The organism is Bradyrhizobium sp. SEMIA, from assembly GCF_014844175.1.
In the GTDB taxonomy this organism is placed as follows: domain Bacteria; phylum Pseudomonadota; class Alphaproteobacteria; order Rhizobiales; family Xanthobacteraceae; genus Bradyrhizobium; species Bradyrhizobium arachidis.
Genome location: NZ_CP046601.1, coordinates 1,643,603 through 1,668,771, shown reverse-complemented (window position 1 = coordinate 1,668,771; position 25,169 = coordinate 1,643,603). Strand labels below are relative to the sequence as shown.

Below are 25,169 nucleotides of genomic sequence, written 5' to 3'. Positions count from 1 at the left end.
AGCGACGAAGCAATCCAGACTGTCTCCGCAGAGGTAGTCTGGACTGTTTCGCTTCGCTCGCAATGACGAGTGGAGAGGTCCGTGTCCGCCTACTGCCGCCTCGGCGCCGCTACCGGCTTCGGCGGCTCGGGCGGCGGGGCGGCTTGCGATGAGTTGCTGGCGCCGAACAGCACGCGGGTGGGGTTGCGGTCAAAATTGTTCACGGCGCGGCTGATGTCGCCGAGGGTGCGGCGGCCGTCCGTCATCAGCGCGCCGGAGCGCTTGTCGAAATCTTCGGCGAGTTCGCGGATCGACTTCACCGCCTGGAACAGCTCGCCGCCGTCCTTGCCGCCGGCGAGCGTGTTGAGGCCGAGCATGAGATTGTCGGCCTTGAGCATCACGCCGTCGACCTTGGCCATCACGCCGTCGATCTTCTCGGAGTTGCGGGCGAGCGAGTTGGTGAAGGTCTCCAGGTTCTTCAGCGAGTTCTTCACCGACTCCTGATTGTCGGCGACGATCTTGTTGATGTTCTGGAGCGTGGCGCGGATCGCCTCGGTGACGTCCTGGAGCTTGTTCGGATCGGCCGTCAGCGTGGGAATGCCGTCCTCGTCGAGCGGCGGCGCCGGTGCCGCCTCCTCGCCGCCCTTGAGCGAGATCGCGGCAACGCCCGTCAGGCCCTGGAATTCGAGGCCGACCAGCGTGTCCTTGCGGATCGGCGCGTTGTTCTCGACCATGGCGAGTGCGACAACCCGCCGCGGGTTATCGAGCTTCACCGAGACCACTTCACCTACCCGGATACCGTTGAAGTTGACGCTGCCGCCATTGCGCAGGCCCGCGGCCGGGCCCTCGAACACGACGCGCAGCGGGCTACGCTGCTTGGTGGTGTGCAGCGACTGGAACCACAGCACGAAGCCGATCGCCGCGGCGATCACCGCCAGCGTGAACGACCCGATCAATACGTAATTCGCCCGCGTTTCCATCAGGTGCTCCGGCTACTCAACCCAGCTACGAACCCATGACCGCGCGGGCGCGCTTGCCATGGAAATACTGCCTCAGCCAGGGATGCTGCGAGGCCTGCATGTCGGCCATCGACCCTGCAGCAATGATCTTACCGTTCCCTAAAACGGCGATGCGGTCACATGCTGTGTAGAGGCTGTCGAGGTCGTGCGTTACCATGAAAACCGTCAGCCCCAAAGTGCGCTGGAGCGTCCTCACCAGTTCGTCAAAATCGCCGGCGCCGATCGGGTCGAGGCCCGAGGTCGGCTCGTCCAGGAACACGAGGTCAGGATCGAGCGAGAGCGCGCGGGCCAGCGCCACGCGCTTGATCATGCCGCCCGACAATTCCGACGGAAAGCGCTCAGCAACCTCGGGCTTGAGGCCCACCATCGTGAGCTTGGCCATGGTGATCTCGTCCATCAGCCGCTGCGACACGCGAAGATATTCGCGCATCGGAAACTGGATGTTCTGCCGCACGGTGAGCGAAGAGAACAGCGCGCCCTGCTGGAACAGCACGCCCCAGCGCCGCTCGACATTGCGGCGCTGCGATGTGCTGGAGGAATCGAGGTCGACGCCGAACACCTCGATGGAGCCTGCGACCTTCGGCACGAGGCCGATGATGGTGCGCGTCAAAACCGATTTGCCCGCGCCAGAGGGGCCGACGAAGCCGAGGATCTCGCCGCGCTTGACGTCGAGGTTGAGGCCGTCGAGCACGCGCGTCGATCCGAACTGCACGGTGATGTCGCGGACGCGGATGATCGGGTTTTGAACAGCGTTTTGGATGTCTTGCGCCATCGTCACATCCCGATCGAGGCGAAGAAGATGGCGAACACGCCGTCCATGACGATGACGAAGAAGATGCCCTTCACCACCGAGGCTGTCGTGTGCTGTCCGAGCGATTCCGCGCTGCCCTGCACCGCGAGCCCTTCGACGCAGGCGACGATGCCGATCACGGCGGCCATGACAGGTGCCTTGACGATGCCGACGATGAAATGGTCGATCGAGATGGCGTCGCGCAGCCGCAGCAGGAAGGCCTCGGGATCGACACCGCCATAGAGCCAGGCGACGAGCCCGCCGCCATAGAGCGCGGCCATCGCGCCGAGGAAGGCGAGGATCGGCAGCGCCAACACCAGCGCCAGCATGCGCGGCAGCACCAGCACCTCGATCGGATCGAAGCCCATGGTGCGCAGTGCGTCGATCTCCTCGCGCATCTTCATCGAGCCGAGCTCGGCGGTGTAGGCGCTGCCCGAGCGGCCCGCGACCATGATCGCGACCAAGAGCACGCCGATCTCGCGCAGCACCAGCACGCCGAGCATGTCGACCACGAAGATGTCGGCGCCGAAACGGCGGAAATGAAAGATGCCCTGCTGGGCTATGATGCAGCCGATCAGGAAGGTGATCAGCACGATGATCGGCACCGCGCGCCAGCACACCTGCTCCAAATGGTGCACGGTCGAAGTCAGGCGGAACGAGCGTGGATGGATCAGCACGCGAAAGCCTGCGGCGAGCACCGCGCCAAGCATGTCGATGAGGCCGGTCATCGTGCCGGTAAGGCCGGCCACGGCGCGGCCGATCTGCTCCAGCATGCCGGTGATGGTGATCGTGCTGCTCTCGATCACGGGGGTCGCCCTGACCCGCCGCACCTCGTCGACGAGGCTGGAATAATTGGCGGAGAGGCCGGCGATCTGCGCCTCGACCGGCCCTTGCGTCAGGCTGCGGCGCAGCCGCTCGATCAGCCAGGCGCCGAAGGTGTCGAGCTTGGCGACCTCGGAGACGTCGATGAAGATGCTTTGCGGGCCGCCGGCGAGCTTCTCGGCGTCAGCCACCATCCGCTCCAGCACCGGCGCGAAGCTCGCGGTCCAGGTTCCGGTGGCGCAGAGGGCCAGCGCGTTGCCTTTGGCAATCCGCTCCAGCTTGGGATCGCCGTTCAAGATGTCCGCTCCCTTGCCGAGGCGGAGAAAATCAGATCGTTGCGCACGCGCCCTTACCTAGAGAAGGTACCCCCAACTGGCCATTGTTAGTTGCTAGAGGTAACTAGCAGGTTCAGATTTCGCCAGAGTTCAAAATGACTTCCAGCAAAGTTCCGGCACTTAGGGCGCAAATCGAGCGCTTTCCGATTGCCGGCAGTTTCACCATCAGCCGGGGCGCCAAGACCGAGGCGGTGACCGTCGTGGCCGAGGTGAGCCGGGACGGCCTGACCGGCCGCGGCGAGTGCGTGCCCTATCCCCGCTATGGCGAGACCCCTGAGGCGACGCTAGCCGCGATCCAGGCCATGGAGGACGCGATCCGGGGCGGTCTCGACCGGGAGGCCCTCCAGGCCGCCATGAAGCCTGGCGCGGCCCGCAACGCCCTGGATTGCGCCTTCATCGATCTGGAAGCCAAAACGGCGGACCTGCGGGCCTGGAGCCTGCTCGGCCGCCCCTCGCCGGGCGAGCGCACCACCGCCTTCACGATTTCGTTGGGGACGCCCGAGGCGATGGCGGCGGCGGCCGCCAAGGCCGCGCACCGGCCCCTGCTCAAGATCAAGCTCGGCGGCGATGGCGATCCGGAGCGAATTGCGGCGGTGCGCAGGGCCGCCCCGGAGTCCGAGCTGATCGTCGACGCCAACGAGGCCTGGGCCGAGGCCAATCTGGAAGCCAACCTCGCCGCCTGCGCCGCCGCCGGCGTCACGCTCGTGGAGCAGCCGCTGCCAGCCGGCAAGGACGACGCGCTGGCGCGGATCGAGCGGCCGCTCGCGGTCTGCGCCGACGAGAGCGTGCATGACCGTGGTTCGCTCGCGCCATTGCGAGATCGCTACGACGCCGTGAACATCAAGCTCGACAAGACCGGCGGCCTCACCGAAGCCCTCGCGATGGCCGATGACGCGCAAGCGCTCGGCTTCGAGATCATGATCGGCTGCATGGTCGCAACCTCGCTGTCGATGGCCCCCGCCATGCTGGTGACGCCGCAGGCGCGCTTCGTCGATCTTGACGGCCCGCTGCTGCTGGCGCGCGACCGCGATCACGCCCTGCGTTACGACGGCAGCCTGGTCTATCCGCCGGAGTCCTCGCTCTGGGGGTGAGCGATCAGCCGATGCCGCGCCGACCAGATCACCAGCGCTCCGGCCGCGGCCATCGCAGCCATGACGTAATAGAGGCCGTCGCCGATGCGGGCGTAGATCGCGCCTGAGGCGATCGAGGTCGCAGCGCCGAGCAGCCCGTTGCAGGCGGCATAGTAGCCCTGCCCCCGCGCGATCTGGTGCGAGGGCACGCGCTGCACCAGCAGGCTCATGGTGCCGAGGATGGTCATGCCGAAGGTGAGGCCGTGGCCGAGCTGCGCGAGCGCGAGCAGCGCCAGCGGCGGCTCGTTCGCGGTGACGATCCAGCGCAGCACGGCGCTCAAGCCCCCGATCGCGATCATCGTGGACGGATGCAGCGAGAAGCGCGGCGACAGCGCGAACACGACGATCTCGGCGATCACGCCCAGCGTCCACAGCCCCGCGATCGTCAGGCCGCCGAGACCATGGAGCTGCCAGTTGATGGCCGAGAAGGTGTAATAGGCGACGTGACTGCCCTGGATCAGCGCGGCCGAGGCGATCACGGCCCAGAAGCCGAGATCGCGCAGCAGCGCCGTGTCGGCACGCGCCTCAGCGCTCTTCCGCCTGACATCGTCGAGCGGCTGCAATAAAAGGCTGGCGAGCACCGCGACGACGGCCCAGGCGACGATGACCCAGATCAGGTCGCGCGCCGCGATGACGTCGACGAGATAGCCGCAGGCGAGCGAGCCCGCGGCGAACGCCGCCGAGCCCCACAGCCGCAACGGGCCGTAATCGAGCCCGTAGCGCGCGACGCCGCGCAGCGCAAAGGCATCGGTCAGCGGCATCGTCGGTGTCCACATCATGCAAGTCAGCGCATAGATCAGAAACAGCGCCAGCGGCTGCTGCTGCAAGCCCACGGCCGCAAACCCGATGGCGGTCGCCAGCACTGACACCATCATGCCCGCGCGGATGGCGTGCCGCTTTTCGGCAAAGGCGGTCACTTGCGGCAGCGTGGTGAAGCGCGTGATCGCCGGCAGCGCGTTGATGAGGCCGATCCAGCTTGCGTCGATGCCGATCGCCTTCAGCCAGACCGGAAAGAACGGCAGATGCGTTCCCGATACCGCGAACACCGCCGAGTAGAACAGCGCGAGGCTGACGGCGAATCGCCGCTTCACGGCTGCTGGCGTGGGGATTTGTGATTCGGACTGCATCAAACCAATTGCGATTCGGTCGATATCGTGGTGATCGTTAGTGTAACGCGTGGTGATTTGCGCGACGAGATTGTCATGGCCAACGAAGCATTCGCCCTTTCGCCCATGTCTGCCCGCGCGGCCGAGCCGAACGAGCAGGATTACGACGCGATCCGCGAAGCCTTCATGGAGACCGCGCGCGGCCGCTGGTTCCTCGGCGAATACGCCAAGCGCAACCGCAATGCCGACACCCGCATGGTGCTGGATGCGGTCGCGAAAATCGAAGAAACCCTTGCGGCACAGCGACAACCCGTCGTCGAGGACCGCCTGCCCGAAGCGCTGGTCGAGATCCGCCGCGCCATCCGCGAGGCCGAGACCATCGCGATCGCGGCATGCGATCCCGCTGCGATCGAAGCCAGTCTCGCCCCGATCCCGCGCGGGATCCGCATCATCAAGGAGATCTCCTGGCGCTGGCGCGAGATCGGCGCCGATGGGCGAATCTGCGACCTCATTGATTCGCAGCTTGCCTCGATCGAGGCCGCCTGCGGGCAGATTTCGACCATCGACCCCCGCGTCGAGCTCAAGGCCGCATTCGATCTGCTCAGGGAACGCATCGAGCAGACCGAGGGCGGCGCAACGCCGCAGGCCGCGCATCCCTCGCCGGTGCCTGCGCAGGACACACCGCCGGTCGCAGAGCCTGTCGAGCCCGCATCAGCCGCGATGGCGAGCGAGGGAGCCGTGGCTTTTGCGGAGACGCCGCCGGACGTCGCGGCGGCTCCCGAGCCCGAAGCAGCAGTGGAGACGGCCGGCACGCCAGAGCCGTCCGCGATCGCCGAGCAGGCCATCGATGCTGCCGTCGCGCCGGAGATCGCAGCCGAGAGCGAAAGCGCGCCCGACCATGTCGCGGTTGCGGACATCGCTTTTGAAGAGCCGGTCGTCGAGCCCGCCGCCGTCGCGGAGGTGACCGACGAGTTCTCGCTCGACGCCGAGGACGAAGCCATACTCGAGGCCATCGCGCTGGAGATGGCTGCACCCGATCCCGAGTTCGACGAGATCATCGAGCCGGTCGAGATCGCAGCGGCTGCTCCCGAGCCGATGGCTGCGGCGACCGCAGCGCCCGTTGCCGTCGAGGTCGAAGTGCCGGTTGCCGTTGCGCCAGCCGCACCGGTCGCGGAGCCCGCAGAAGACGCGCCGATCGCGATGGAGTCGCTCACGCGCCTCACCAACGCGATCGCCGAGGCCGCTGCCGAGGTGATGGAGCAGCCCCGCCCCCGCATGGCCGCCGCCGCAAGCTTCGGCGCCGCGCCGACCGCGACGCTGCCGATGCCCTCGCCCCTGTCCGCGTCCTTGCCCGAGCCCTCGCTCGGCGCCACCATCCTCGCCAGTGGCATGCTGCAAAAGCCCCGCGCCGCCGCCAACGATCCGCTGGCCCCGATCCGTCGCATGACCCAGGCTGAGAAGATCGCGTTCTTCTCGTAACGAGCAAACGCTCCCGCCACACCGCCATTGCGAGCGCAGCGAAGAGGCGAGCACCTCAGGTGCCGCGCCTGTGCGATTGTGACGCTCACGCGTCGATCCCATGACGCGCGCCGAAAAATGCGTGGAAATATTTGCGCGGAGAAAGTCCTCGGCAATCGTCTACATCACGAGGGCATGCGGTCCGTCGCGTGCCGCTGTCCGCGAACGCGTGCGCGAGACGCCATTGGTCCCGCGCAGCGGTTCTGCGACCGCCGCAAGCCAGAGACTCTGTCCGATGACATCTTCTCTCCCGATCACGACGGCAATCCTCGGCGTCACAGCCATCGTCTTTGCTGCCAACGCCTCGGCCGCCGACCTGCCGCCCTATCCGCACGATGCGCCGGTCATTCGCGGTGCGCCGGTCTATGGCTGGCAAGGCGCGTATGTCGGCGTCGCGGGCGGCGGGTCGTGGGGACGCAGCAAGCATGTCGATCGTGTGACAGGCCTCGACGACACACCGGTGTTCAACGTCAATGGCGGCGTGTTCGGCACGACGGCGGGCTACAATTGGCAGCTGATGAGCTGGATCTTCGGCGCCGAGGGCGACTTGTCATGGGCCGGTCAAAAAGGCAGCTCGCTGGACAGCGGTCCTGCCGGCAACGTGGATTTCTCGAGCTTCACAAAACTGCAATGGCTGGGCACGCTTCGCGGGCGCATCGGATACACGCCCGGCAATGTGCTGCTCTATGCGACGGCGGGTTATGCAGCCGCAGGCGTCGAAGCCGGCGTGAAATCGTCCGCAACCGGCGCGGTCTTCGACAGCGCATCGTCGTGGCGATCCGGATGGACCGCGGGTGCAGGTGCCGAATGGGCATTCGCGCCTGCTTGGTCGGCAAAAGTCGAATATCTCTATGTGAAACTGGAAGATCGCGGCTTCACCACGCCCAACCTCGGCGCGGCGTTCGATCGCAGTCACGTGTCATTCGACGATCACATTGTTCGGATCGGCGTGAACTACTATTTCAGCGGCCTTCCGATCCGACACTACTAGTCTGAAATTCTCTCGAGTGACTCTTCGTCACTGCATGAAGTTTTGACTCATCGTCGCGCGAACTTTCTGCTATATGCCGCGACCAACAGGCGAAGCTCGGCTGCAACGATCCTGATCGCGTTGAAGCCGATTGCATATAAGCCGACGGTAGATACAGGGAATTTTGCGATGTCAGAGATCACGACCCCGTCGTCGGGTGCCGCCACGCGGCGTGCCGTCATATCGAGAGGCCTTGGTGCTGCGGCAGCAGGCGTTGCCGCAAGCGCGATGACCACGCGCTCCGCAATGGCGGACGGCAAGAGCAACGGAGCGGCCAGTTTCGTTGGTGGAGGCGGCGCCGCCAGCGGTGGCAATTGCTTCCTGAAGGGCACCCGGATTTCCACGGCGGCGGGCGAGCGCAGGATCGAGGATCTCGTCGTCGGTGATCTGTTGCCGACGGTGTTCGGCGGAATGCGCGCGGTGCAATGGATCGGCCGGTTCAGCCGCACCAGGAGCGATCCGAACAAGCCGTGGGTGAAGAGCGCGCGGCCGGTCCGCATCGCGCGCTCGGCGCTTGCTCCCAACGTGCCGCACGCCGACCTCTACGTGACCCAGGGTCACGCCGTGCTGCTCGACGGCCTCCTCATCCCCGCCGGCAACCTCGTCAACGGCACGACGATCACGCTCGACGCCGCGGATGAGCATGACGCACTCGAATTCTTCCACATCAAGCTCGAATCCCACGACGTGATCTACGCCGAAGGTGCGCCTTGCGAGACGCTGCTGCGGGTCGACGAGAGCATGAGCAATTTTGCGGACTATCTGCGCAAGCACGGCGAGCAGAACGCGCGGGACGTCGTGCATTGCGCGCCGATCACCGGCCATGGCCGCCGCAGCGCGATGATGACGAGAGCGCGGCGCCTGGTCTCGCCCTTCCTCGGCCCGCAAAAGGTCGACATCATCAGCGCCCGCCTCGGATCGCGCGCGGCTCGCATCATCTGAGCCCGCGCGCAGAGATCGACGACATCGAGGACGATCAGGCAGCCGGCGCACCGGCTGCCGCGGCATGAGCGCTCGCGGCCGGCGAAATTCCTGCCCTGTCGATTAGCCGCAATTCCAGACCGCGCCGATCGGCGTCCGCGTCCAGCACGGACCAAAACTGCCGCCATTGTAGCGGCCGCCGCCAAAGCCGGGCCGGCCGAAATAGTGCCACTCGCCGTCCCAGCGGTAATATTGCGGCACCGGGTCGATGTACCAGTGACGCCGCTCGCTGCGCGCAAGGCGCCGCATCGCGTCCTTCTGCTTGTAGAGCGGAATGCTGTTGCTCAGCGGCTGACGATAGCCCGGCAGGAAGCCGTAGCCATGCCAGACCGGCTTGGGGCGCTTTTGCGTTGACGCAGCGGACGCGATGGCGGGCAGCAGCGACAGGACGATAGCAACAGACAGACACATGAGGCGCGACATGGATCGACCATAGAGAGTCGCTTGCGGGAAGGCCATTCAAATCAGGGTGCGGAGCTGCAACAAATGGGCGGTGCCGAATGCAAAGCCGATCAAGCCTCACGCATCGCATGTCGATCTCCAAGCTACACCGTTTACGACAAGAGCGCCGATCCGGCGAAACGGGCCGAGGGCGGCTATCGTGCCATAATTGATCCCACTCATCGGGGCTTTGTTGCTGTACTGTCGACCTCGCTAGTCATGGTGCCCTGACAGAAGGCGCGCGCATGTCCACGGCGATCTCGACGCTCGGCGGGATAGGTCTCTTCCTGCTCGGCATGACCGTGATGACGGAGGGCCTGAAGACGCTGGCCGGTACTGCGTTGCGCGTGGTGCTCGGCAAGGCGGCTTCGACGCCCCTGCTCGGCTCGTTCTGGGGGGCGATTGTCACGCTGCTGGTGCAGTCCTCCAGCGCAACGACCATGACGACGATCGGCCTCGTCAGCGCGGGCCTGCTGACGTTCCAGCAAGGCTTGAGCCTCGTCTTCGGCGCCAATATCGGCACCACGGGAACCGGCTGGCTGGTCGCACTGATCGGCGTCCGCGTCTCGCTCACCGCCGCCGCGCTGCCAATGATCTTCGTCGGCGCTCTGACCAAGCTTCTCGCCAAGGGGCGGATCTCCGGCGTCGGCGCGCGCTCGCGGGCTTTGGACTCGTGCTGTTCGGTTTGACGACCCTGCAACAGGGCATGGGCGGGCTAGCGGAACGATTGCACCCGGCAGACCTGCCCGCGGTCCTCGGCAGTCCAGGGGTGCCATGGTGGTCGGGGCTGTTCGGCGTACTGGCGCTGGTGGTGATCGGATTGGTCATGACCGCGCTGATGCAATCGTCGACGGCCGCCATCGCGGTGACCTTGTCCGGCTATTTCGCGGGCGCGATCGGGTTGGACCAGGCCTGCGCGCTGATCATCGGCCAGAACATCGGAACGGCGACGAGCTCCGCGCTCGCCGCGATCGGCGCCAGCGCCACCGCAAAACGCCTGGCCATCGCCTACGTCCTGTTCAAGCTGATCGCTGCGCTCATCGCGATCGGGGTGTTCCCCGTCGTGACGCCCTTGCTGCTGCGCGCCGTGGACACGATCGACGGCGTCACGCTGCTGGCCGGATATCACACGGCGTTCAACGTCGTCGGCGTCGCGGTCCTGCTGCCGTTGATCACCCCGTTCACACGTTTGGTCGAACGGATTCTGCCCGACCGTGGCTCGCCGCTGACGCGCTGCCTCGATCCCTCGGCGCTTGCGACCCCGATCGTGGCGGTGGAGGCGGTAAGGCGCACGATCGCGCGTGTGCTTCTGACGGTATGCGGTTCGGTCGAGGCGCAACTGGTTGGCCGCGCTGGACCGATACGAATGGGCAAGGACGTCGTCTCCACGCAGGAAGCGGCCGATGCCGTGAGCCGGGCGCAAATATTCCTGTCGGATGTCGCCGGACCTCCTGATACCGACGATGAGCAACGTCGTCTCACGAGCACGCTGCACGCACTCGACCACGCATCTCGACTGACGACCTCGCCAACGGACGAGACAATCCTGGCGCGGCGGCCGGCGGACCTGAGGACATCCGCGCCCGAGAGCTATGTGCAGAAGTCATGCGAAGCGCAGCCGCAATTGCGCGCGGTGTGGCGGTGTCGACCGGCATCGATGGAGCGCCGCACCCCGTGGCCGCCGCGCATGCCGGCGATGCGATGGCCGGTCCGCGCGCGAATCCGCCCGACGAGGCGATCGCCGAGCTCGAGCGCTGCATGGCACAGCTCGGTGAAATGCTGCGGGTCCACCGAAGTGGGACGCTCGGCGCTGTCGCCAATGGAAGCCTGACCGCCGACGCTGCCCTGCTGCGTGTCGAGGCGGTTCGCAACCTCCAGGCGCTGTCGCAGCACGCCTGGCGCTCGGCGGCTCATCTGGTCGGTCGCGGCTAAAGCGCGATGAGATTGGGATGAATCGCCATCGCGCTTTAGGTTGTTGTTTGAGCATGATCTCCGCGCAAACGCGTTCCGCGTTTGTCGCGAGGGAAAACCGCGCGGCGAGTTGCTGGAAGAACTGCCGATCCGAGATCACACTCGACACCGGGTTCGACGGGGTGACGGGATCAGGCACATTGCCCGCGGCTAGCCAGGCTTGGAATAGCTGGCGATCCGCATTCTCAGCATCGTCAGGAATCCACGCTCCATCCGATTTGCGGATCACAGCGGCGGATTCAGTGGCTCGATACTCTGCCATTGTTACAGCCTTGCATTTGCGAGCACGTTGACCGGATTGTACCAAGTTCCGGCTGCAACGCTGGACGTGTAGCTGGTCACGAAATTGATGCCGGCCACCTGAATTGCACCGGTCGAAACCGAGCAAGTCGGCGTTGCGCGCATGCACACCGGCAGCGGCGTGGTTGCCGCCATTTGCTGCACTGAGGCGCTTCCGTTGTAGACTTGAGCGCCTGCGGCGATCTTGACGTAGTAGCGTTGGCACAGCGCCAGCTCGCTCGCGGCGTCAGGCAGTTGGAACGGCGGGGCAACGGCCCCCTCATAAATTCCGATGTCGAACAGCTCGAACACATTGCCGCTGGTCGAGAGCAGATTGAACTGGTTCGAGGAGGCTAGAGTGTTGGTCGAACCCCACGCGCCAGCGGCTTGTTGATAGGTCGAGCCGACCGCCAAACCCCACCCGATGACGAGACCTGCCGTGTTGTCGGATGCCCAAGTTCCGGTTTGATCGAGCGCAAACGTCAGCGACTTGATCACGTCGGTATTCGCTTCACCAGGCTGGATCGTGTACTCGCCGATATAGGTCCGGCTGGCCGCAGCGTTGCGCACCGAGATGCAGTAGGTTCCTGCCGGCCCCTTGCAGCCGAACTGGACCGTGACAGTCTTTGCCGACGCGGAGCCTGACTTGAGATCGGCGACACGGAGGCCCTCGATTTTTTGAATGAGCAAACAGAAATCGCCAGCATTGATGGTCGTCTGCGCCGCGGTGACAGTGACCCTGATTCGATGGGTCGATCCGCCCGGCGTCGCGCTAGCAACCTGCGCGACGTTGGCCGCGCCAGCGCCCGAGGACGCCATAACGCCGAACGTCTGATCCACGGGATAAGTCAGAGCGCCAGCGCTCCCAAGCGCAACGGTCGTGGTGCCATTCTCCTGCGAGATTTGCATCCCTGCGTTGATGAAGTAGTTCTTCTTGGTCACGCCGAGGTTGGCTCGCGCTTGCGCCATCTGCGTGGCCGTGAACGCATTTGGCTCTTCGATCGACAGCAGATCTTCCTTCACGCCGACGACGGCGACATTCGGCGCCACCGTGAAGTTGATCCTGGTGCCGGCGCCGCTCTGGCCCGAGGCCGCACCCGAGCCCGATGAATTGTAGAGCACGGCAGTGCGCGCGAACGCCCCACTCGCGGCCGCATACGCCCCCTCCGCGATCTCCCATTGGGTCAGGTCGCTGCTGATCGCGAGGAACTTGTACTTGCGACCGTCGACTGCTCCGGCGAGCGACGGCGACTGACAGCCGCCGACCGCTGACGCATAGACCCAGTCCGTCGTGCCGCCGGCCGTGGGAATGAACCGGCAATTGTTGAGAAAAGCCGCCATGTCAGGTGATCGTCAGGATGCCGTTGGTCTGGTCGAGATCGATGGTGAAGCTGTTGCCGTTCGTCAGCGTGATCGCCGTGCCGTAGTCCCACCAGCCGATCAGCGGCTTGGTGGACGACGTCGAATTGTAGAGCACCGCATATTGGAACGGCCCGATCGAACCGCCCGACGCCGTCCATGCCGGATCGGTGCCGCCGACGAACTTGAACGTGCCCGTGGTTTGCGCGCCGGAGATGGTGCCGATGCTGTTGCCGCCCGCGGTATAGCCGTTGCCGGCGGCGAGATCCGCCGGCGTGTTGTAGATGGTGTTGGTGACCACAGGAGCCGCGTTGGTCAGGTAGACCTTGTAGACCTGCGCCGTACCCGTCTTCATGTCATGCAGCGCGTTGGCGACGTCCTGCACGAAGCAATAGAACTTGTTGAAGCTTGCCATACTGCCCTCCTAGATGACCTGTCCGGACACGCGGACCGTCATCGGCCCCGCGTTGAAGGTCGATGTCAGCCCGAGATTGTTGAGGTCGGCGAGCGCCGACGTGAAGCCGAGCCCCCAGGTCTGAATGCGTGCGTCTTCCTTGATGTACGGCGCGGACTCCAGCAGGGCAGCGTACAAATAGAGATCCGGTGCCATGGTCAGCAGCCAGTTGGTGCCGTTCGAGGCGAGCGGCGGAACGTTCTGCCGATAGACCATTTCGATCGTGTAGACCGCGTCGGGGGTCGGTGCGAGCTCGAGCTCGCTGCCGAACACGGTGAAATAGCGCGGCCGCGCGGCGACATCGGAGGTCGCGAAGCGGTACTCGTCCATCTGTGTGCCCGATTTGAACTCGAGACACGGCTTCCCCGTCACGCTCGACAATCGGACCCTGCGCATGGACTGGAAATCCGATGGCAGTGAGATGAACTCCGGCTCGTCCGAGCCGAGGTCGACCAGCGCGGTCGCCCGCTGCTCCATCTGCCGCACGAAGAGCTGGCGGTTGAATTTGGCTTCCGCGAGCTGGATGAAGGTCGGGATGCGCGCAATCAGCGTCGTATCCTGATCGCGCGCGAGATATTCGGTCACAGCCAGCTGCAGCGACGTGTAATCATTTATCTGGGTCACGTGAGCTCCGCTGACCAGCCGGCTTGCAATTTCGGCCTGTCGGTTCGCAAATAGGCCCATTCGGGATCGTCGAGCTTCTTCTGCACGATCGCTTCGAATTCGGGCGTGAACGGCCGCAGCGAGGTGTTGCCCCTCGCATGCTCCTCGTTGAGCCATTGGACGTAGACGACGTTGGGGATGCGGGCGACATGCCGCCCCCAGTCGCCACGCTGCTCGTCCTGGCGCGCCTGCCTGTTCCACTCCAGGATCGGCGCCACGTCCTGGACATGCTCGATCGCAAGCTCACGGCCGTTGCTGTCGAGATGAGGCCTGATCAGCACACCATCCATCACGACATCTCCGTCACCCAGAGCGTGCCGGCGGTCGCCGTGACCAGGCCATTGGTCGCGGCCTTCAGCGCGGCGATGCGCTGGCCGGGACTGACGGTGACGTATTCGACGACGTTGGCCGGCAGATAGGGATCGGAGACGGTCGCGGTCTGTGCGCCATCGCCGATCCGGTAGCAACAGCCGGAATTGGCGACGATGCGGAGCTGGTAGGTTTCCGGCCCGAAGGCGTTGGTGGCGCCGACGCTTGCGTCATAGGCGATCGTTTGCGTGGGACCGATGCGCGAGGAATTTTGCTTGGAGAAGAACGGCATGTCAGGCGGTCCTCACGGAGATCGAGAAATGCATGGGGATCGCCGCACCGGAGGCGCCGGAGGGCGTCAACACGATCACGTCGTCCTCGTTGAGATAGGTCGGCGACGGCGGCACGGCCGAGAACAGCTGGCCTGCGGCCGATGCCGCCTGCGTCACCGTGAACGTTGCCAGCGTCGCCGCATTGGCCGAGACGGTGATGGTGCCGTCGGCGGTCGTGATCGCGCCGCCCAGGATGCCGGCGACCTTCAGCACGCGGCAGCGGAAGGGAACGCGGACATAGGCGGCGACGGGGCTCGCGCCGCAGGACGGCGTGTAGGCCGTGAGATCGGCGGTATTGAGGGTACGATTGCCGGGAAGCGGCATCTTGGCTCTCCAAAGAAAGGGGCAGCCCGAAGGCTGCCCCAAAGGTGGACAAGGGTGGAACGGATGATCCTGATCGCTCAGGAGGTGGTGTTGTCGAACACGCCGCCGGAGGCCTTCTCGTTGCGAGAGACGAGCGCGTATTCAGCCAGGATCTGCCGGCGGTCGGAGTCGCCGGTCTTGGCCAGCGGGATCGAGATCATGTTGCGGCCGTTGAGATAGGCGACCGCCCATTTGTCGAGCTCGAGCACGAGGACGTCGCGCGGACGCTGGAAGCGGTTGGCGACCACCTTCAGCTTGCCGAAGTCGGATTCGTAGGCATCGACCGACGCCACGATCTTCTTCGACTTGGACTCCTCGATCGCGGTGGATCGGCCGGTAAAGGTCGAGAACACCTGCTTGTTGAAGGCGCCGGTCATGATGGTGCCGGGCTTGCCGCCATTGGTCCAGATCGATGACAGCACCGTCTTCAGCCGCACCTCGGTGAAGGCGAGCTGGGTGCCGTCGGTTCGGGTGCCGGTGCCGTCGGCTGCGGCCGGATCGGCTGCGCCGCCGGCCGTTCCCTTCGAGGTGTTCGAAAAGATCCAGGACAGGACCGAAGCGCTCTTGCGCGGCGTCGTGGTGTTGCCGACGACCTTGGCCTGGTTGGTGCCGCACAGGATGGTTTCGAGGTCGCGCTTGAGCTCGAGACCTTTCAGCATCTCCTGGTACGCCAGCTCGTTGTCGCGGCCGGCGTGATCCACTGCTTGCTGCGTGCCCGAGACGCGCGCGACCTTGTAGGAGATCTGGCAGAGATTGCCGAGGCGTACGGTCGGAGTGGTCGTGTCGGTGTTGGGATCGTCGCCCTCGAGCTGGGCGTTGTTGGCGTTGGCGCCGGCGAGAGCCTGCGTCTGCCATTCGTGATTGACGGCGGTCGCCTTCTCCTTGTCGACGCCGCTCATGAAGGGCGTATCGACGGGATCGATGCGATAGATCATGTCGCTGAGGTCTTCGCGGTTACCCACCGCGGAGTAGGTGACGAAGGTGGAAGTCGGTAGTGTCATCTGGGTTTCCCTGAGAGACGCCGAGCATCAACGGACGCGCAAGTGCTCTCCTGCGGTCGGTGCGCAAAGCGTACGTGTTGGATTTTCTGCGTGGCTGTCTCACCTGAACGATGGCGCGGAAAACAGGTCCGGTCCGTAACGGCAAGACTTGGTCGCCGGGAGCTCACGTCATGCATGAGGGCGGCATCGACGCGAAAGCGTCGTCTACGGTCGTACTCTGTACGAACTGAGATAACGTGCCGGCGCGTCGGCCTGTGGCGGCCATGCAACCTGCGGCGGCTCGTCGGGATCTACGCCCGTAAGCGAGGACAGGAAGGACAAGACGCCATTGCCGTCGCCGATCGTCCTGGCAGTCTCCCGAGGTGACGCGGGATAGCCGTAGTCGTCATAGGCCGAAGGCTTCTGTCTTGCCGCAGCACCTGCGACATGCCCTTGGGCAAGGTTGGCCTCGTTGATCTTGCTCAGAAATATCTTGCCGCTGGTATCGATATTGCCGCCCGGATGAGTCAGCCGATTGAACAGATTGCGCACCCCGCCACCGGTCTCGGCCACTTCGCGCGGCAGTCCCGCGGCTCCCGTCACATATCCGAAATGATCCGACGCCCCGCTGATATAAGCCGGGACGAACGAGTTCGCCGGGATTCCCCATCGCTGATGGCGCTGCAGGTCTTCCGGACCGTCCGCCATGAACGAATGCGCCACCAGCGCCAATGCCGGAACCGTACCCAGGCGTTGCATCGCGGCGATCGTGTCCGCGACACGTTTCGCTGCCGTCTCATCGTAGGCCTTTGGCACGATGACGTAGTTGTTGGGGTTGGCAATTGCGCCAGGCGTTTTGTTACTTCCCGAGGAATCGGAGTACAGGAACTGCTGCGATGCTCCGGCGACGGGATCGACCACATATCTGCCGTTACGCATGAGAAAGGTCGAAGGAACGTAGCCGGTAATCTTCGGCGGTTTGCTTCCACGCTCTTGCGCAGCCACGTAGAACGTCGGATCAGTCACTTCTCTATCTCCTCCAATGGTTTGAGTCCGCGCGCTGAAGTTTCAGCGGCCTGCATTTCTGCTGATCTGATTGTAGAGCCCAGCTTCACGCGCGGAGCCGGAGTCCCCGGCGCATGCGCCGAGATAACGGTAGCATGTCGAGCCAGATTGGCTGCCTCGTCGCCGCGGCGACCAGACGTGTCTTCATGACCCTGTCGGACCGGTCATTGCAGTCTACGACACAAGAGTGGTCGTCGACCCGCGCGGCAAATTAACCGTGCCGTCTCGGACACGGGCCTAATATGAGAGATCGGCGAGATAGAAATCGTTTGAGAGTCGCCTGGCGCCTTGGAATCTCAAGATCCCCACATCATTCTCCCTGATCTTGTCGAACGCCCGCTCCCATTCGGGTGACCTTTCCGACGCCGGCTTCAGAAGATTTCCTGTGGGATCATAGATGACCGTGAGATACGCCAGTCCGGGAGGAAATCCAGGCTCGTATGCCTGACTCTCGCATTCGCCGACGACGTGCTTTTCGCCACCTTCCGTGAAATCGAACATTCGGCACGTCGCAAGATACTGTTCGACCGGCGCGGCATGGATGCGAAATCCAAATCCGATAAGACCTCCGTTGGTCCGCGTCTCGATCATCCCTACAACCTGAATGATCACCAAAGTTGCAAGGAGAACGGGCGCGCTCCGAGGCTTGGATTGAAAGATGCAGACGAACAGCCAGAACATCGCGATGATCGTGCACACCACACCGACCGGCGCTAGCCATTGCGACGCTACAGGCCAAAGGAACGTCAGAAAACGCGCGCCGAGCGAGCTCAGCAGGGTGATCGCAGCAAAGATGTAAGTCAGCCAGGGCGGACGTCGAAATATCTCTCCGCCAGACGTTGCAGGGGCGAGCTGCTCCTGATCACTGCTCAACTGACGTCTCTCCAACTTTCCCAAGACTACGCGATCGGATGACATTGATTGGACAAAACGGGAACAATGTCAACTCTCCCTGTAGTTGTGCAGAATCTGTGCAGACTAAATGATCCCGAACCGCTTCCGTCGCTCCGCCGTTTCCGCGAGCTCCTTCAGCTCGGCGCGCGCGAGCTTGCCGTTGGCAACCACGCCTGCGAGGTGATCGCGCACCTTGCCGACGATGTTGATGGCGAGGAAGAGCTTTTCCCGGCCCGCGGCGTCGTCGACCGTGGTGGCACGCCAGCCCGCGATGTAGCTCTTCTCGAGCGCCGCGAACGCATCGTTCAAGAGCTCGTCATCGAGCAATGCTTCGGCCCGAACCGCCCTCGCCGCTGCCCGCTCCAGGGCGCTCTCGTCAGACATTTCTTCCCTCCCCCTCGTTCGACCGCGTCTTCATCTCGTGACGCGTAGCGGATGCTGCGAGATCGAGCGCGGCTTCCGCCACATCCATCCGATGCTGCTCCTGCGCATGCTGGAGCTTCTGCTCGTGGCCAAGTGCTTTGAGATGCGCATCGAGCACCGCTATTTTCGCATCCAGGCCCGCCCTGATCCTGGCGATCTCGATCTCGGCCTGCATCTTCACCTGCTGGTGGATCGCATCGGCCTGCGCCTTCTCGCGCTCGATCTGCGCCTTGTGCGCGGTGGCGAGCTGGTCAGCCTGAAGCCGCGCCTGCAGCGCAAGCAGTTTTGGATCGGGCGGCGGCTGCGGTGGCGCCGGCGGCGGATGCAATAGCTGCCCGGTCTGCGGATTGACGGCCATGGGATCGTTGAAGAACTGGTCGGGGTTTCGGTGGCCCATGATGCGCGTCAGCTCGGCCGCCGTATTGTAGAGCTGGCGGTCGCCGACCAGGTTGATCTTGCCGCCGGCGAGCAGCTCCTTCTGTACGTTGGCGATCGCCATGGTCTGGGCGAATTGCTGCGCCTTGCCGCCGGCGCCGAGGCCGACATTGATGGTCATGTCGTCGCGCGTCTTCCAGTTGCGCGGATTGACATCGACCCAGGCGTTGCGTAGCCGCACCGTCTCCTGGCGCTGGCCATGCTTGCGAATTGTCCCGTGCAGCAGTGCGAAGATGTCGCGCACGCCCTCGGCCATGACGCGCGCGATCAGCTTGATCCGCATCTGCGAGGCCGAGAACACCTGTGCGACCGCGGTCGCCGACTGGTTTTGCAACGCGTTGGCGTCGATGCCCTGCGTCTGCTTGCCGAGGCCGGTGCGGATCTCGAGCTCCGCGTCGAGATATTGCAGCATCGGATAGATTGACGTGGTGATGTCGGGCACCACCTGCCAGTTCAGCCCGCCTGCGGTCTTGGTGCGGACCACCCCGCCCGGCCGCGACACCAGCAGATCGTCCAGCGTGTTGGGCCCGGCATTCTGCTCGGCGACTTCGACCCGCGGATTGTTGTGCAGGTAGAGATTGTCGAGCGCACCGCGCTTGAGCGCAGTCTTCTCGCGCTGCAACGGCATCACGAGATCGGCAATCGAGCGGCCAAAGAAGCGATGGGTCACCGGCACCGGCGTGGTTGCCGCGAACGGCATCTCGTCGAACGGCGTGATGCAGTCCTTGCCGTCCTTGCGCAGGATCTCGGCCTGGTCGCCGCCGGTGATGACCTGATAGAGACAGGGACGGCCCGAGCCCTCATAGTCCATCCGAACATAATGCTCGGTGATGCGCACCAGCCGCGCCGCCGAATTGGCGCTGCCGCCGCCGGAGGTCGCGGACAGATGCTCCTCCACCGTGTCGCGCGCCAGCGTCTCGATCTCGGTCGTTCCGGTATGCGGGCGCAACGCCCTGATCTGGCCGGCGTCAAAGCCTTCCGCGATCAGCTGCGCCTCGGTCTTGGTGACGACCTCGTGGAAGCAATAATTGCAGTCGCGGATGCTGCGCGCACCGCGCTCGATACCGAATTCTTCGGGCGGCACTCCCATCACCCGCGCCTGCGCAAGCTTGCGCGTGGTGACGATGGTCACGTCATGCGTGACGAGAGACCCCATCGGCGCAAGCGGCGCCGGGGCTAGCAAGGGAACGGGCATGGGTGATTGAGCTTTCAGATTTTGCCGCATGTAGATCGGCGGCAGAAGGGCAACAGCGGCTAATTGCCGTTATTGCGCGTGTATTCCTGGATCATGCCGAGCAGTCCGCCGGCCGGCGGCCAATCGAGATCGGATGGAACGTCCCGTGTGATCGAAGGGACCTCGCCTGGCAGGGCGGCAGAAGCGCGTTGCGGGGGCGGAGATGCGTCTCTCCGCGGTGAAGACGAGGCCCATTGATCCAACGCGCGATTGCGATCGGGCGCAAGCAACGCCTCGAGTGGAAATCGTGTCGGAGGAAACGCAGGCGAACTGAGCTGATCGGACGCGAACTGCAACGGCGGCAGCGTCGGATCGACCGCCGGCACGGGCATCCTGGGGGCTTGCGAGCGCGGGCGCAGAGGAGGCGCCACCGGGCATCGGCAATTCGGTCAAGCCCATCGCGGCGATCAACGTGCTCGCAAACGAGTTGCTGTTTTGCCCAAGCCCCATCCATGGATAATGGATGTTCAGCTCATTTATCTTGTCGAGGACGGCCCTGCCGGCACTCCATCTCTTCATGATCTCGGTCTGATCGCCGGAGGCCAACTCGGTCTGAGCAAAGTTGGGCTTGTAAAAGTGCTGGTCGTGATACCCCCTCAATTCATCCGATGGCAGATGCCCAATTGGCTTAGGAAGTCCGTCTGCCCCCGTCGCCAGACCGTGCAGCTCCCCGATGACATTCCCATCCGGGTCGATCAGCGCAAGAAAATTGTGACCGGCAAGTCCACCGATAAGGGGAAGTTGCGCCTTGACGATACGATATTGGCCTTCCGGCATAATCCACCTGCTCATTCATCGGGGACGTAGCGCTTCACATGCGCTTCGGCGGAGACAAGGCGCCTTCGTATGTGTGTTTTCCACTAGATCAGGCCAGGGCGCGCGCGAACGAGACTGTCCTATCCGAACGCTTGGCAGCTGCAAATAATGGGCGGTACGGGCGCCACTCATCGACGTCCATCAGGAGCGCAACATGACCTTATGACCGCGACAGTCGATTAAGTCGGGTCAGGAGAGTGTTGGCATGGCGATGCAATCTATGATAACAATAGAACATATGGGGAACGTCGTCAACGAGATTCCATTCTCATGTCAATCAAAGGAGCGTCGTGTGCCGCCATCAGGATTGTTGCGCATGTAGTCCTGGATCATCCCGAGCAATCCGCCCGCCTGCGGCACCGGTTTCGATGGATCGCTGCCCGGCGTGCCGGAGATCATCATGGGGATGCCGTCCGTTCTTGCGTTCGGAGCGGGAAAATACCGAAGCGGAGGTGCGCCGGTATCGAAAGCGCTCGAACGGTTTGGGCTCTGCCGCGGCGGATCGGTCGCAATGATTGGCATTGCCGGGACGATTGCCCCTGCAGGGTCAACGGTCCAGTTCTCGGGGTGCGTGAGAATGTCGTTGATGAGCAGACCTTGAAGATAAGCGCCATGCGCGGCCCATCCCCCTGCGAGACTCCCCGCGGGTGTCAGCGCCAATGCGCCCGCAGTTGCTCCATACGGTCCACCAACAGCCTCACCGCCGGTTATTCCCGCCGCGGTCCCGAGGATACCGCCCCAGGTCTTCCCCGCTCCGACGAGACCATCATGGAGAATATCGCCGCGAGAGGGCGGGTCATATTGCGAAAGCCTCTTCGACAACTCTCCTTTTCCGAACATTGCAATCAGGCGAACCAACAAATTATCGACAGCCATTCCATTCCACCCATGTTACAACTCAAGACAAGCGATCAGCGAGATTGAACATGCAGCCATCCTCGGGACGAGAAAGTGCGGGCTGCCTGAGAACCGCCCTCAAGCACTCCCTGATGCTCGGACTCTTAGGGATCTTCGGGTACGTCATGTATGGAGCCGAGGCGCCTGGAAAATTGCTTCTCGCTTTCGTGACGACGTTCTCAATCCTCGCATTCCGCAGAGTTTTCGGACGCGTCGAGAAAAAGTAGCGACTGGTGCCTGCTTCAGCCTGAGTTCGCCGGTCCGAACACGCCACCGAGGCCGCGCCAATTGCCGAAACGATCGGACAGGTCCCACGGCGCGGCTCCAGGCGCCGGAAGCGAGTTGACGCGAGTTGAACGAATGCGAGGTAGTTGGCGGCGAGCCTATCGTAGCGCGTCGCCACCCGACGACATTGTTTGATCCTGTTGAAGAACCGCTCCACCTGGTTGCGAGCGCGGTAGAGATAGGGGCTGAAGCAGATCGGATCGCTGCGGTTGCTTTTCGGCGGGATGTTGGCCCACGCGCCCTTCTTCATGGCAAGGTCCCTGATCCAGTCCGCATCGTAGCCACGGTCGGCAAGCAGCATTGACCCGGATTTCAGACGAGACAGCAGTTTTCCGGCGAGTCGAACGTCATGGGCCTCACCCGGGCTCAGCGCCAGCCGTACCGACAGACCATTGCCATCGACCACCGCATGGATTTTGCCCGTCAAGCCGCCGCGTGACCTCCCCATCGATTGGCCCTGGTTTCTTGTGATGCAGGCTCCATGCTGATGCACGCGGACAATGGAGGTGTCGATCATCTGGACGGCGGCATCATGGGCAGTGGCAAGCGCTTCTATGATGCGGCCCCAAACACCGGCCCGCCGCCACCTAACGAAGCGGTTGTAGCAAGTGGTGTATGGGCCAAACGCGGTCGGTAGGTCACGCCAGGGTGCTCCTGATCGGAGTACCCAGAAGATGCCATTCAGGACCCGCCTGTCGTTCACCCGAGGAACGCCACGCGGTTTGTTCGGCAGCATCGGCTTGATGGCGGTCCATTCATGGTCGGCAAGTTCGTAGCGCATGATTCGAGCCCCCAGTTCGGGAGTTTGAATCACGGCAGTCCGGCCAAACGCAATGCTCCTGGCCCGAGCTTTTTACGGCGCTTACGGACAGCGGACATCAACCAGCCCTCAATCTCTGCCAAATGCGTCGAAAATGACCCATTGCGGGAGCACCCAAGTCAGAGCCGAAACCAAGGCAGGGTGAGATAGACGCAAGCGATCATCGAAAGCGCAGGAATTAGCCATACCCATCCCGGCCAAATGTAGCGCGCCAGACGTTGGGCAAACGAGGCAGCGACGAGGGCGACGATCAGTGCCCCGAGAGCAGCCGTCGCGGCCCACCCGTACCAGTAGATCGCTGGAGCTAGAAATCCCATCGCAGGGTCAGCCACGTCGCGCGAATGATGCGTGCCCGCCAGCACGATGCCGAGCGACGGAAAAACGGTGAAAAGAGCGACGTCCTTTGCGAGTGCTACCACGTAGAGAACCGCGAACGTGGTCCCGAATGCGAATGCAAAGCGGCGGAACGAGGCTGATGATGTCATGAGCCGAAACCCATGATGTTGTTGGCGACATGACCGGACAGAAAGCCCCACCAAACGATAAAGGCGAGTATCGAGGTGAGCGCCGTGCGCGTCCGAGCAGGTTCGTTGGCTAGCGGCCGCCGCCAGCAAACCCAGTAGGCGGGCAGCAACGCCAACCCGATTGCTACGAAATGTTCCTTGAGGTCGAAGAAGCCGAGGACATGCCAGTGCCCCGCACGCTCCAGTTCGGGCCTGACGTCCACACGGAAATAAAGGTAGATGATGCCACCCAGCAGCGTAGAAACGGCATACAGGACGACCACGGCGTTGGCGAACGAGGCCGCCGGTATCGAACGAAAGCGACCAAAGAACGATTTGGGTCGCGCGTCCGCCGATCCCCATGCCGCTAAAGCCTGGTGTGTCATCGCACCAAGCAGTGCGACTGCGACCAGGCCGTGAATGATCAGTATGGCTGTCGCCAGAACCTCACTCCCGTAACCACCGGCATCCGGCTCAGTTGAACAGGTCCTCAGTCCCGAATGGCTCTGCCGACCACGGCCGGAAACGATTGAGGGTGAATTTCGTCTTCTGATCGGGCTGGACATCGACAAGCACGTAATTGTACTCCTCTTTTGGAGCCTGTCCCTTCCAGTAGAGGTCCGGCGGATAGTCAGCGGGTACCTTGATGCTCGTTCGACCGGGAAGAATTGGGTCTTGTTCCGCGCCCCCACCGCCCAGCATCAGATACTTCACCCCATCTACCTCGTAGATTTCCGTGGTATGGACGTGCCCGTTCAGCACGACCACCTCCATGTCTTTGGCATACGACGCAATCACCTTGTGCGGGTTATCGGGAGCCGGGATAGGACCTAGGCCCGAGCGCGCAAAAACCGGATAATGGAAGACGATAAAGGCCTTCCGAATTCCACTTGCCTTCGCCTCGTCCATCCACTTCTGAAGTTGGGTCATCTGCTCCGCATACTTCGGCCGATCGGCGTCCCATAATGACGGCGAACGGTAGTCGTACTTGCCGCTCCACAGATAGATGAAGCGGGTGCCCTTGAAGTCGAATTTGTAGATGAGGTTTTCCGGCGTGACACCGAACTTCTTTAGATAGGGCACGGCCGAAAGAACGCCCTCGATTTTCGGATCGGCCCATACCTCATGATTGCCCACGCTCATGAAAAATCGCCCATCCAACCCGGCTGCGCGCATCTCATCATCTGGCGCGGGTAGCTTCTTCAACATCGTATCGTTCACGCGCTTCCAGTATGGGCTATCACTGACGGTCAAGCCCTGATTGCCCCACCATACGGCGTCGCCGCTATTGATCACGAATTTGGCGCGACCGGATTGAACGTCCTTGACGATTTCACGGGTCACCCATTCGCCGCCCTGAAGCCGGAACATCGTTCGATGCACTCCGGGAAGCAGTTTCACGTCTTCCACGGCCGCCTCGGTGACCCAACCGTTATCTACCGTTAAGGTCATAACTTCCGTCTTGGACGCGAAAGGCATGACTACTTTGATCAGGTCCTTTGTGACCGGATCGAAGATCATCTTCACATCCTTCGCTACGATGGCCTCGGCAACCTTTTCCGGCATGACCAAGCCGAACATCTCGACGAAGAACCTATTGAGGTGCGGCTGCCCTTCTTTCAGCGGCAGATACATCATTGGTCGGGTATCGCCGACCGCAGCGAACGAAAATCCAGCTGCTGCGGGAAGCGATGCTTGCGCGGTCGTTGTTTGTGTCTGGGCGCTGGCAGCGAGTGGCACGGATAACGCGGGCAGTGCTGCGAGTGCGCCTAGAATGAGGCGACGACTGGGTTCGTTGGGCCGGCAGAATTGCATAATGATCACTCCTACTTCGAGGAGAGAAAATGAGCCGCCGCATACGGTCCAGAAACGGCCCGATAGCATCCACCATCGTAAACCCTGCGTTGGGATGCTTGATATAGATCAACCGTGCCGC

Annotated in this window: 27 protein-coding genes and 1 pseudogene; 6 read left to right on the top strand and 22 right to left on the bottom strand. The window is 63.4% G+C overall.

Annotation, left to right across the window (positions count from 1 at the left end; genetic code table 11):
- Positions 1 to 89: 89 nt before the first annotated feature.
- The 3 genes from FOM02_RS07950 to FOM02_RS07940 are packed head-to-tail and all read right to left on the bottom strand — an operon-like array spanning position 90 to position 2,906.
- Complete coding sequence (locus tag FOM02_RS07950; RefSeq protein ID WP_027560386.1) at positions 90 to 959, bottom strand: MlaD family protein; 870 nt, start codon at positions 957 to 959, stop codon at positions 90 to 92.
- A 25-nt stretch (positions 960 to 984) separates the two neighbouring features.
- The gene (locus FOM02_RS07945; RefSeq protein ID WP_035729442.1) at positions 985 to 1,770 is read right to left on the bottom strand and encodes an ABC transporter ATP-binding protein; all 786 of its coding nucleotides are present in this window, start codon (positions 1,768 to 1,770) and stop codon (positions 985 to 987) included.
- Between the two features lie 2 nt (positions 1,771 to 1,772).
- A complete protein-coding gene (locus tag FOM02_RS07940; RefSeq protein WP_028146217.1) occupies positions 1,773 to 2,906 on the bottom strand; it encodes an MlaE family ABC transporter permease in 1,134 nt (377 codons plus the stop codon).
- Positions 2,907 to 3,040: 134 nt separating this feature from the next.
- On the opposite strand from FOM02_RS07940, the gene dgcA reads away from it, so the two are divergent.
- Positions 3,041 to 4,036 carry an N-acetyl-D-Glu racemase DgcA gene (gene dgcA / locus FOM02_RS07935; protein WP_027560389.1) on the top strand — a complete coding sequence of 332 codons (996 nt, stop codon included), beginning with the start codon at positions 3,041 to 3,043 and terminating at the stop codon, positions 4,034 to 4,036.
- Here the strand turns inward: dgcA and FOM02_RS07930 are convergent.
- Complete coding sequence (locus FOM02_RS07930) at positions 4,006 to 5,202, bottom strand: MFS transporter (protein ID WP_092213317.1); 1,197 nt, start codon at positions 5,200 to 5,202, stop codon at positions 4,006 to 4,008. The genes dgcA and FOM02_RS07930 overlap by 31 nt on opposite strands.
- A 75-nt stretch (positions 5,203 to 5,277) precedes the next feature.
- On the opposite strand from FOM02_RS07930, the gene FOM02_RS07925 reads away from it, so the two are divergent.
- The 3 genes from FOM02_RS07925 (at position 5,278) to FOM02_RS07915 (ending at position 8,671) form a co-directional block, all read left to right on the top strand.
- The gene (locus tag FOM02_RS07925) at positions 5,278 to 6,660 is read left to right on the top strand and encodes a hypothetical protein (protein ID WP_265441585.1); all 1,383 of its coding nucleotides are present in this window, start codon (positions 5,278 to 5,280) and stop codon (positions 6,658 to 6,660) included.
- A gap of 274 nt (positions 6,661 to 6,934) precedes the next feature.
- The gene (locus FOM02_RS07920; RefSeq protein WP_265441584.1) at positions 6,935 to 7,690 is read left to right on the top strand and encodes an outer membrane protein; all 756 of its coding nucleotides are present in this window, start codon (positions 6,935 to 6,937) and stop codon (positions 7,688 to 7,690) included.
- 168 nt (positions 7,691 to 7,858) lie between these two features.
- Positions 7,859 to 8,671, top strand: a complete 813-nt coding sequence (locus tag FOM02_RS07915; RefSeq protein ID WP_265441583.1) for a Hint domain-containing protein — start codon at positions 7,859 to 7,861, stop codon at positions 8,669 to 8,671.
- A gap of 102 nt (positions 8,672 to 8,773) precedes the next feature.
- Here FOM02_RS07915 and FOM02_RS07910 read toward each other — a convergent pair whose 3' ends face one another.
- A complete protein-coding gene (locus FOM02_RS07910; RefSeq protein WP_035729440.1) occupies positions 8,774 to 9,133 on the bottom strand; it encodes a hypothetical protein in 360 nt (119 codons plus the stop codon).
- Between the two features lie 263 nt (positions 9,134 to 9,396).
- Here FOM02_RS07910 and FOM02_RS46760 point away from each other — a divergent pair, with 263 nt between their 5' ends.
- Together FOM02_RS46760 and FOM02_RS07905 are read left to right on the top strand one after the other, a co-directional pair.
- Positions 9,397 to 9,840, top strand: a complete 444-nt coding sequence (locus FOM02_RS46760) for a Na/Pi symporter (protein ID WP_322596956.1) — start codon at positions 9,397 to 9,399, stop codon at positions 9,838 to 9,840.
- The gene (locus tag FOM02_RS07905; protein ID WP_322596955.1) at positions 9,825 to 10,982 is read left to right on the top strand and encodes a Na/Pi symporter; all 1,158 of its coding nucleotides are present in this window, start codon (positions 9,825 to 9,827) and stop codon (positions 10,980 to 10,982) included. Before FOM02_RS46760 ends, FOM02_RS07905 begins: the two co-directional genes overlap by 16 nt.
- Before the next feature lie 404 nt (positions 10,983 to 11,386).
- On the opposite strand, the gene FOM02_RS07900 is transcribed toward FOM02_RS07905, so the two are convergent.
- The 17 genes and pseudogenes from FOM02_RS07900 to FOM02_RS07820 all read right to left on the bottom strand — a co-directional run bounded on the left by FOM02_RS07900 (position 11,387) and on the right by FOM02_RS07820 (position 25,048).
- Positions 11,387 to 12,742, bottom strand: a complete 1,356-nt coding sequence (locus FOM02_RS07900) for a hypothetical protein (protein ID WP_265441582.1) — start codon at positions 12,740 to 12,742, stop codon at positions 11,387 to 11,389.
- A gap of 1 nt (position 12,743) precedes the next feature.
- Positions 12,744 to 13,175, bottom strand: coding sequence for a hypothetical protein (locus FOM02_RS07895; protein ID WP_265441581.1), 432 nt, complete (start codon positions 13,173 to 13,175; stop codon positions 12,744 to 12,746).
- Between the two features lie 9 nt (positions 13,176 to 13,184).
- Positions 13,185 to 13,838: a hypothetical protein gene (locus FOM02_RS07890; RefSeq protein WP_265441580.1), complete on the bottom strand. Its 654-nt coding sequence runs from the start codon at positions 13,836 to 13,838 to the stop codon at positions 13,185 to 13,187.
- Positions 13,835 to 14,167 (bottom strand): hypothetical protein, encoded by a 333-nt coding sequence (locus FOM02_RS07885; protein WP_265441579.1) that lies wholly within the window; start codon positions 14,165 to 14,167, stop codon positions 13,835 to 13,837. Before FOM02_RS07885 ends, FOM02_RS07890 begins: the two co-directional genes overlap by 4 nt.
- Positions 14,167 to 14,478, bottom strand: coding sequence for a hypothetical protein (locus FOM02_RS07880; protein ID WP_265441578.1), 312 nt, complete (start codon positions 14,476 to 14,478; stop codon positions 14,167 to 14,169). Before FOM02_RS07880 ends, FOM02_RS07885 begins: the two co-directional genes overlap by 1 nt.
- 1 nt (position 14,479) lies before the next feature.
- Positions 14,480 to 14,842 (bottom strand): hypothetical protein, encoded by a 363-nt coding sequence (locus FOM02_RS07875; RefSeq protein ID WP_265441577.1) that lies wholly within the window; start codon positions 14,840 to 14,842, stop codon positions 14,480 to 14,482.
- 77 nt (positions 14,843 to 14,919) lie between these two features.
- A complete protein-coding gene (locus FOM02_RS07870) occupies positions 14,920 to 15,882 on the bottom strand; it encodes a DUF5309 domain-containing protein (protein ID WP_265441576.1) in 963 nt (320 codons plus the stop codon).
- A 204-nt stretch (positions 15,883 to 16,086) separates the two neighbouring features.
- A complete protein-coding gene (locus tag FOM02_RS07865; RefSeq protein WP_265441575.1) occupies positions 16,087 to 16,887 on the bottom strand; it encodes a hypothetical protein in 801 nt (266 codons plus the stop codon).
- Between the two features lie 276 nt (positions 16,888 to 17,163).
- On the bottom strand, positions 17,164 to 17,799 hold the full coding sequence (locus FOM02_RS07860) for a hypothetical protein (RefSeq protein WP_265441574.1): 636 nt from the start codon (positions 17,797 to 17,799) through the stop codon (positions 17,164 to 17,166).
- Positions 17,800 to 17,904: 105 nt separating this feature from the next.
- The gene (locus FOM02_RS07855; RefSeq protein ID WP_265441573.1) at positions 17,905 to 18,204 is read right to left on the bottom strand and encodes a hypothetical protein; all 300 of its coding nucleotides are present in this window, start codon (positions 18,202 to 18,204) and stop codon (positions 17,905 to 17,907) included.
- The gene (locus FOM02_RS07850; protein WP_265441572.1) at positions 18,197 to 19,873 is read right to left on the bottom strand and encodes a hypothetical protein; all 1,677 of its coding nucleotides are present in this window, start codon (positions 19,871 to 19,873) and stop codon (positions 18,197 to 18,199) included. Before FOM02_RS07850 ends, FOM02_RS07855 begins: the two co-directional genes overlap by 8 nt.
- Before the next feature lie 69 nt (positions 19,874 to 19,942).
- On the bottom strand, positions 19,943 to 20,689 hold the full coding sequence (locus FOM02_RS07845) for a hypothetical protein (RefSeq protein ID WP_265441571.1): 747 nt from the start codon (positions 20,687 to 20,689) through the stop codon (positions 19,943 to 19,945).
- Positions 20,690 to 21,001: 312 nt separating this feature from the next.
- The gene (locus FOM02_RS07840) at positions 21,002 to 21,604 is read right to left on the bottom strand and encodes a hypothetical protein (RefSeq protein ID WP_265441570.1); all 603 of its coding nucleotides are present in this window, start codon (positions 21,602 to 21,604) and stop codon (positions 21,002 to 21,004) included.
- Between the two features lie 358 nt (positions 21,605 to 21,962).
- Positions 21,963 to 22,691 (bottom strand): annotated as a pseudogene (locus tag FOM02_RS07835) (IS5 family transposase); the annotation flags it as partial.
- Positions 22,692 to 22,849: 158 nt separating this feature from the next.
- Positions 22,850 to 23,215 (bottom strand): hypothetical protein, encoded by a 366-nt coding sequence (locus tag FOM02_RS07830; RefSeq protein WP_027560413.1) that lies wholly within the window; start codon positions 23,213 to 23,215, stop codon positions 22,850 to 22,852.
- The gene (locus FOM02_RS07825) at positions 23,212 to 23,619 is read right to left on the bottom strand and encodes a hypothetical protein (protein WP_027560414.1); all 408 of its coding nucleotides are present in this window, start codon (positions 23,617 to 23,619) and stop codon (positions 23,212 to 23,214) included. Before FOM02_RS07825 ends, FOM02_RS07830 begins: the two co-directional genes overlap by 4 nt.
- A gap of 88 nt (positions 23,620 to 23,707) precedes the next feature.
- Positions 23,708 to 25,048 carry a metallophosphoesterase family protein gene (locus FOM02_RS07820; RefSeq protein ID WP_265442168.1) on the bottom strand — a complete coding sequence of 447 codons (1,341 nt, stop codon included), beginning with the start codon at positions 25,046 to 25,048 and terminating at the stop codon, positions 23,708 to 23,710.
- Positions 25,049 to 25,169: the final 121 nt, after the last annotated feature.

What these genes read in the sequence shown, in the direction of transcription:
- FOM02_RS07950 (WP_027560386.1), bottom strand. Translation starts at nt 959, where the DNA reads ATGGAAACGCGGGCGAATTACGTATTGATCGGGTCGTTCACGCTGGCG.
- FOM02_RS07945 (WP_035729442.1), bottom strand. Translation starts at nt 1,770, where the DNA reads ATGGCGCAAGACATCCAAAACGCTGTTCAAAACCCGATCATCCGCGTC.
- dgcA (WP_027560389.1), top strand. Translation starts at nt 3,041, where the DNA reads ATGACTTCCAGCAAAGTTCCGGCACTTAGGGCGCAAATCGAGCGCTTT.
- FOM02_RS07930 (WP_092213317.1), bottom strand. Translation starts at nt 5,202, where the DNA reads ATGCAGTCCGAATCACAAATCCCCACGCCAGCAGCCGTGAAGCGGCGA.
- FOM02_RS07925 (WP_265441585.1), top strand. Translation starts at nt 5,278, where the DNA reads ATGGCCAACGAAGCATTCGCCCTTTCGCCCATGTCTGCCCGCGCGGCC.
- FOM02_RS07920 (WP_265441584.1), top strand. Translation starts at nt 6,935, where the DNA reads ATGACATCTTCTCTCCCGATCACGACGGCAATCCTCGGCGTCACAGCC.
- FOM02_RS07915 (WP_265441583.1), top strand. Translation starts at nt 7,859, where the DNA reads ATGTCAGAGATCACGACCCCGTCGTCGGGTGCCGCCACGCGGCGTGCC.
- FOM02_RS07910 (WP_035729440.1), bottom strand. Translation starts at nt 9,133, where the DNA reads ATGTCGCGCCTCATGTGTCTGTCTGTTGCTATCGTCCTGTCGCTGCTG.
- FOM02_RS46760 (WP_322596956.1), top strand. Translation starts at nt 9,397, where the DNA reads ATGTCCACGGCGATCTCGACGCTCGGCGGGATAGGTCTCTTCCTGCTC.
- FOM02_RS07900 (WP_265441582.1), bottom strand. Translation starts at nt 12,742, where the DNA reads ATGGCGGCTTTTCTCAACAATTGCCGGTTCATTCCCACGGCCGGCGGC.
- FOM02_RS07895 (WP_265441581.1), bottom strand. Translation starts at nt 13,175, where the DNA reads ATGGCAAGCTTCAACAAGTTCTATTGCTTCGTGCAGGACGTCGCCAAC.
- FOM02_RS07885 (WP_265441579.1), bottom strand. Translation starts at nt 14,167, where the DNA reads ATGGATGGTGTGCTGATCAGGCCTCATCTCGACAGCAACGGCCGTGAG.
- FOM02_RS07880 (WP_265441578.1), bottom strand. Translation starts at nt 14,478, where the DNA reads ATGCCGTTCTTCTCCAAGCAAAATTCCTCGCGCATCGGTCCCACGCAA.
- FOM02_RS07875 (WP_265441577.1), bottom strand. Translation starts at nt 14,842, where the DNA reads ATGCCGCTTCCCGGCAATCGTACCCTCAATACCGCCGATCTCACGGCC.
- FOM02_RS07870 (WP_265441576.1), bottom strand. Translation starts at nt 15,882, where the DNA reads ATGACACTACCGACTTCCACCTTCGTCACCTACTCCGCGGTGGGTAAC.
- FOM02_RS07855 (WP_265441573.1), bottom strand. Translation starts at nt 18,204, where the DNA reads ATGTCTGACGAGAGCGCCCTGGAGCGGGCAGCGGCGAGGGCGGTTCGG.
- FOM02_RS07850 (WP_265441572.1), bottom strand. Translation starts at nt 19,873, where the DNA reads ATGCCCGTTCCCTTGCTAGCCCCGGCGCCGCTTGCGCCGATGGGGTCT.
- FOM02_RS07845 (WP_265441571.1), bottom strand. Translation starts at nt 20,689, where the DNA reads ATGCCGGAAGGCCAATATCGTATCGTCAAGGCGCAACTTCCCCTTATC.
- FOM02_RS07840 (WP_265441570.1), bottom strand. Translation starts at nt 21,604, where the DNA reads ATGGCTGTCGATAATTTGTTGGTTCGCCTGATTGCAATGTTCGGAAAA.
- FOM02_RS07830 (WP_027560413.1), bottom strand. Translation starts at nt 23,215, where the DNA reads ATGACATCATCAGCCTCGTTCCGCCGCTTTGCATTCGCATTCGGGACC.
- FOM02_RS07825 (WP_027560414.1), bottom strand. Translation starts at nt 23,619, where the DNA reads ATGACACACCAGGCTTTAGCGGCATGGGGATCGGCGGACGCGCGACCC.
- FOM02_RS07820 (WP_265442168.1), bottom strand. Translation starts at nt 25,048, where the DNA reads ATGCAATTCTGCCGGCCCAACGAACCCAGTCGTCGCCTCATTCTAGGC.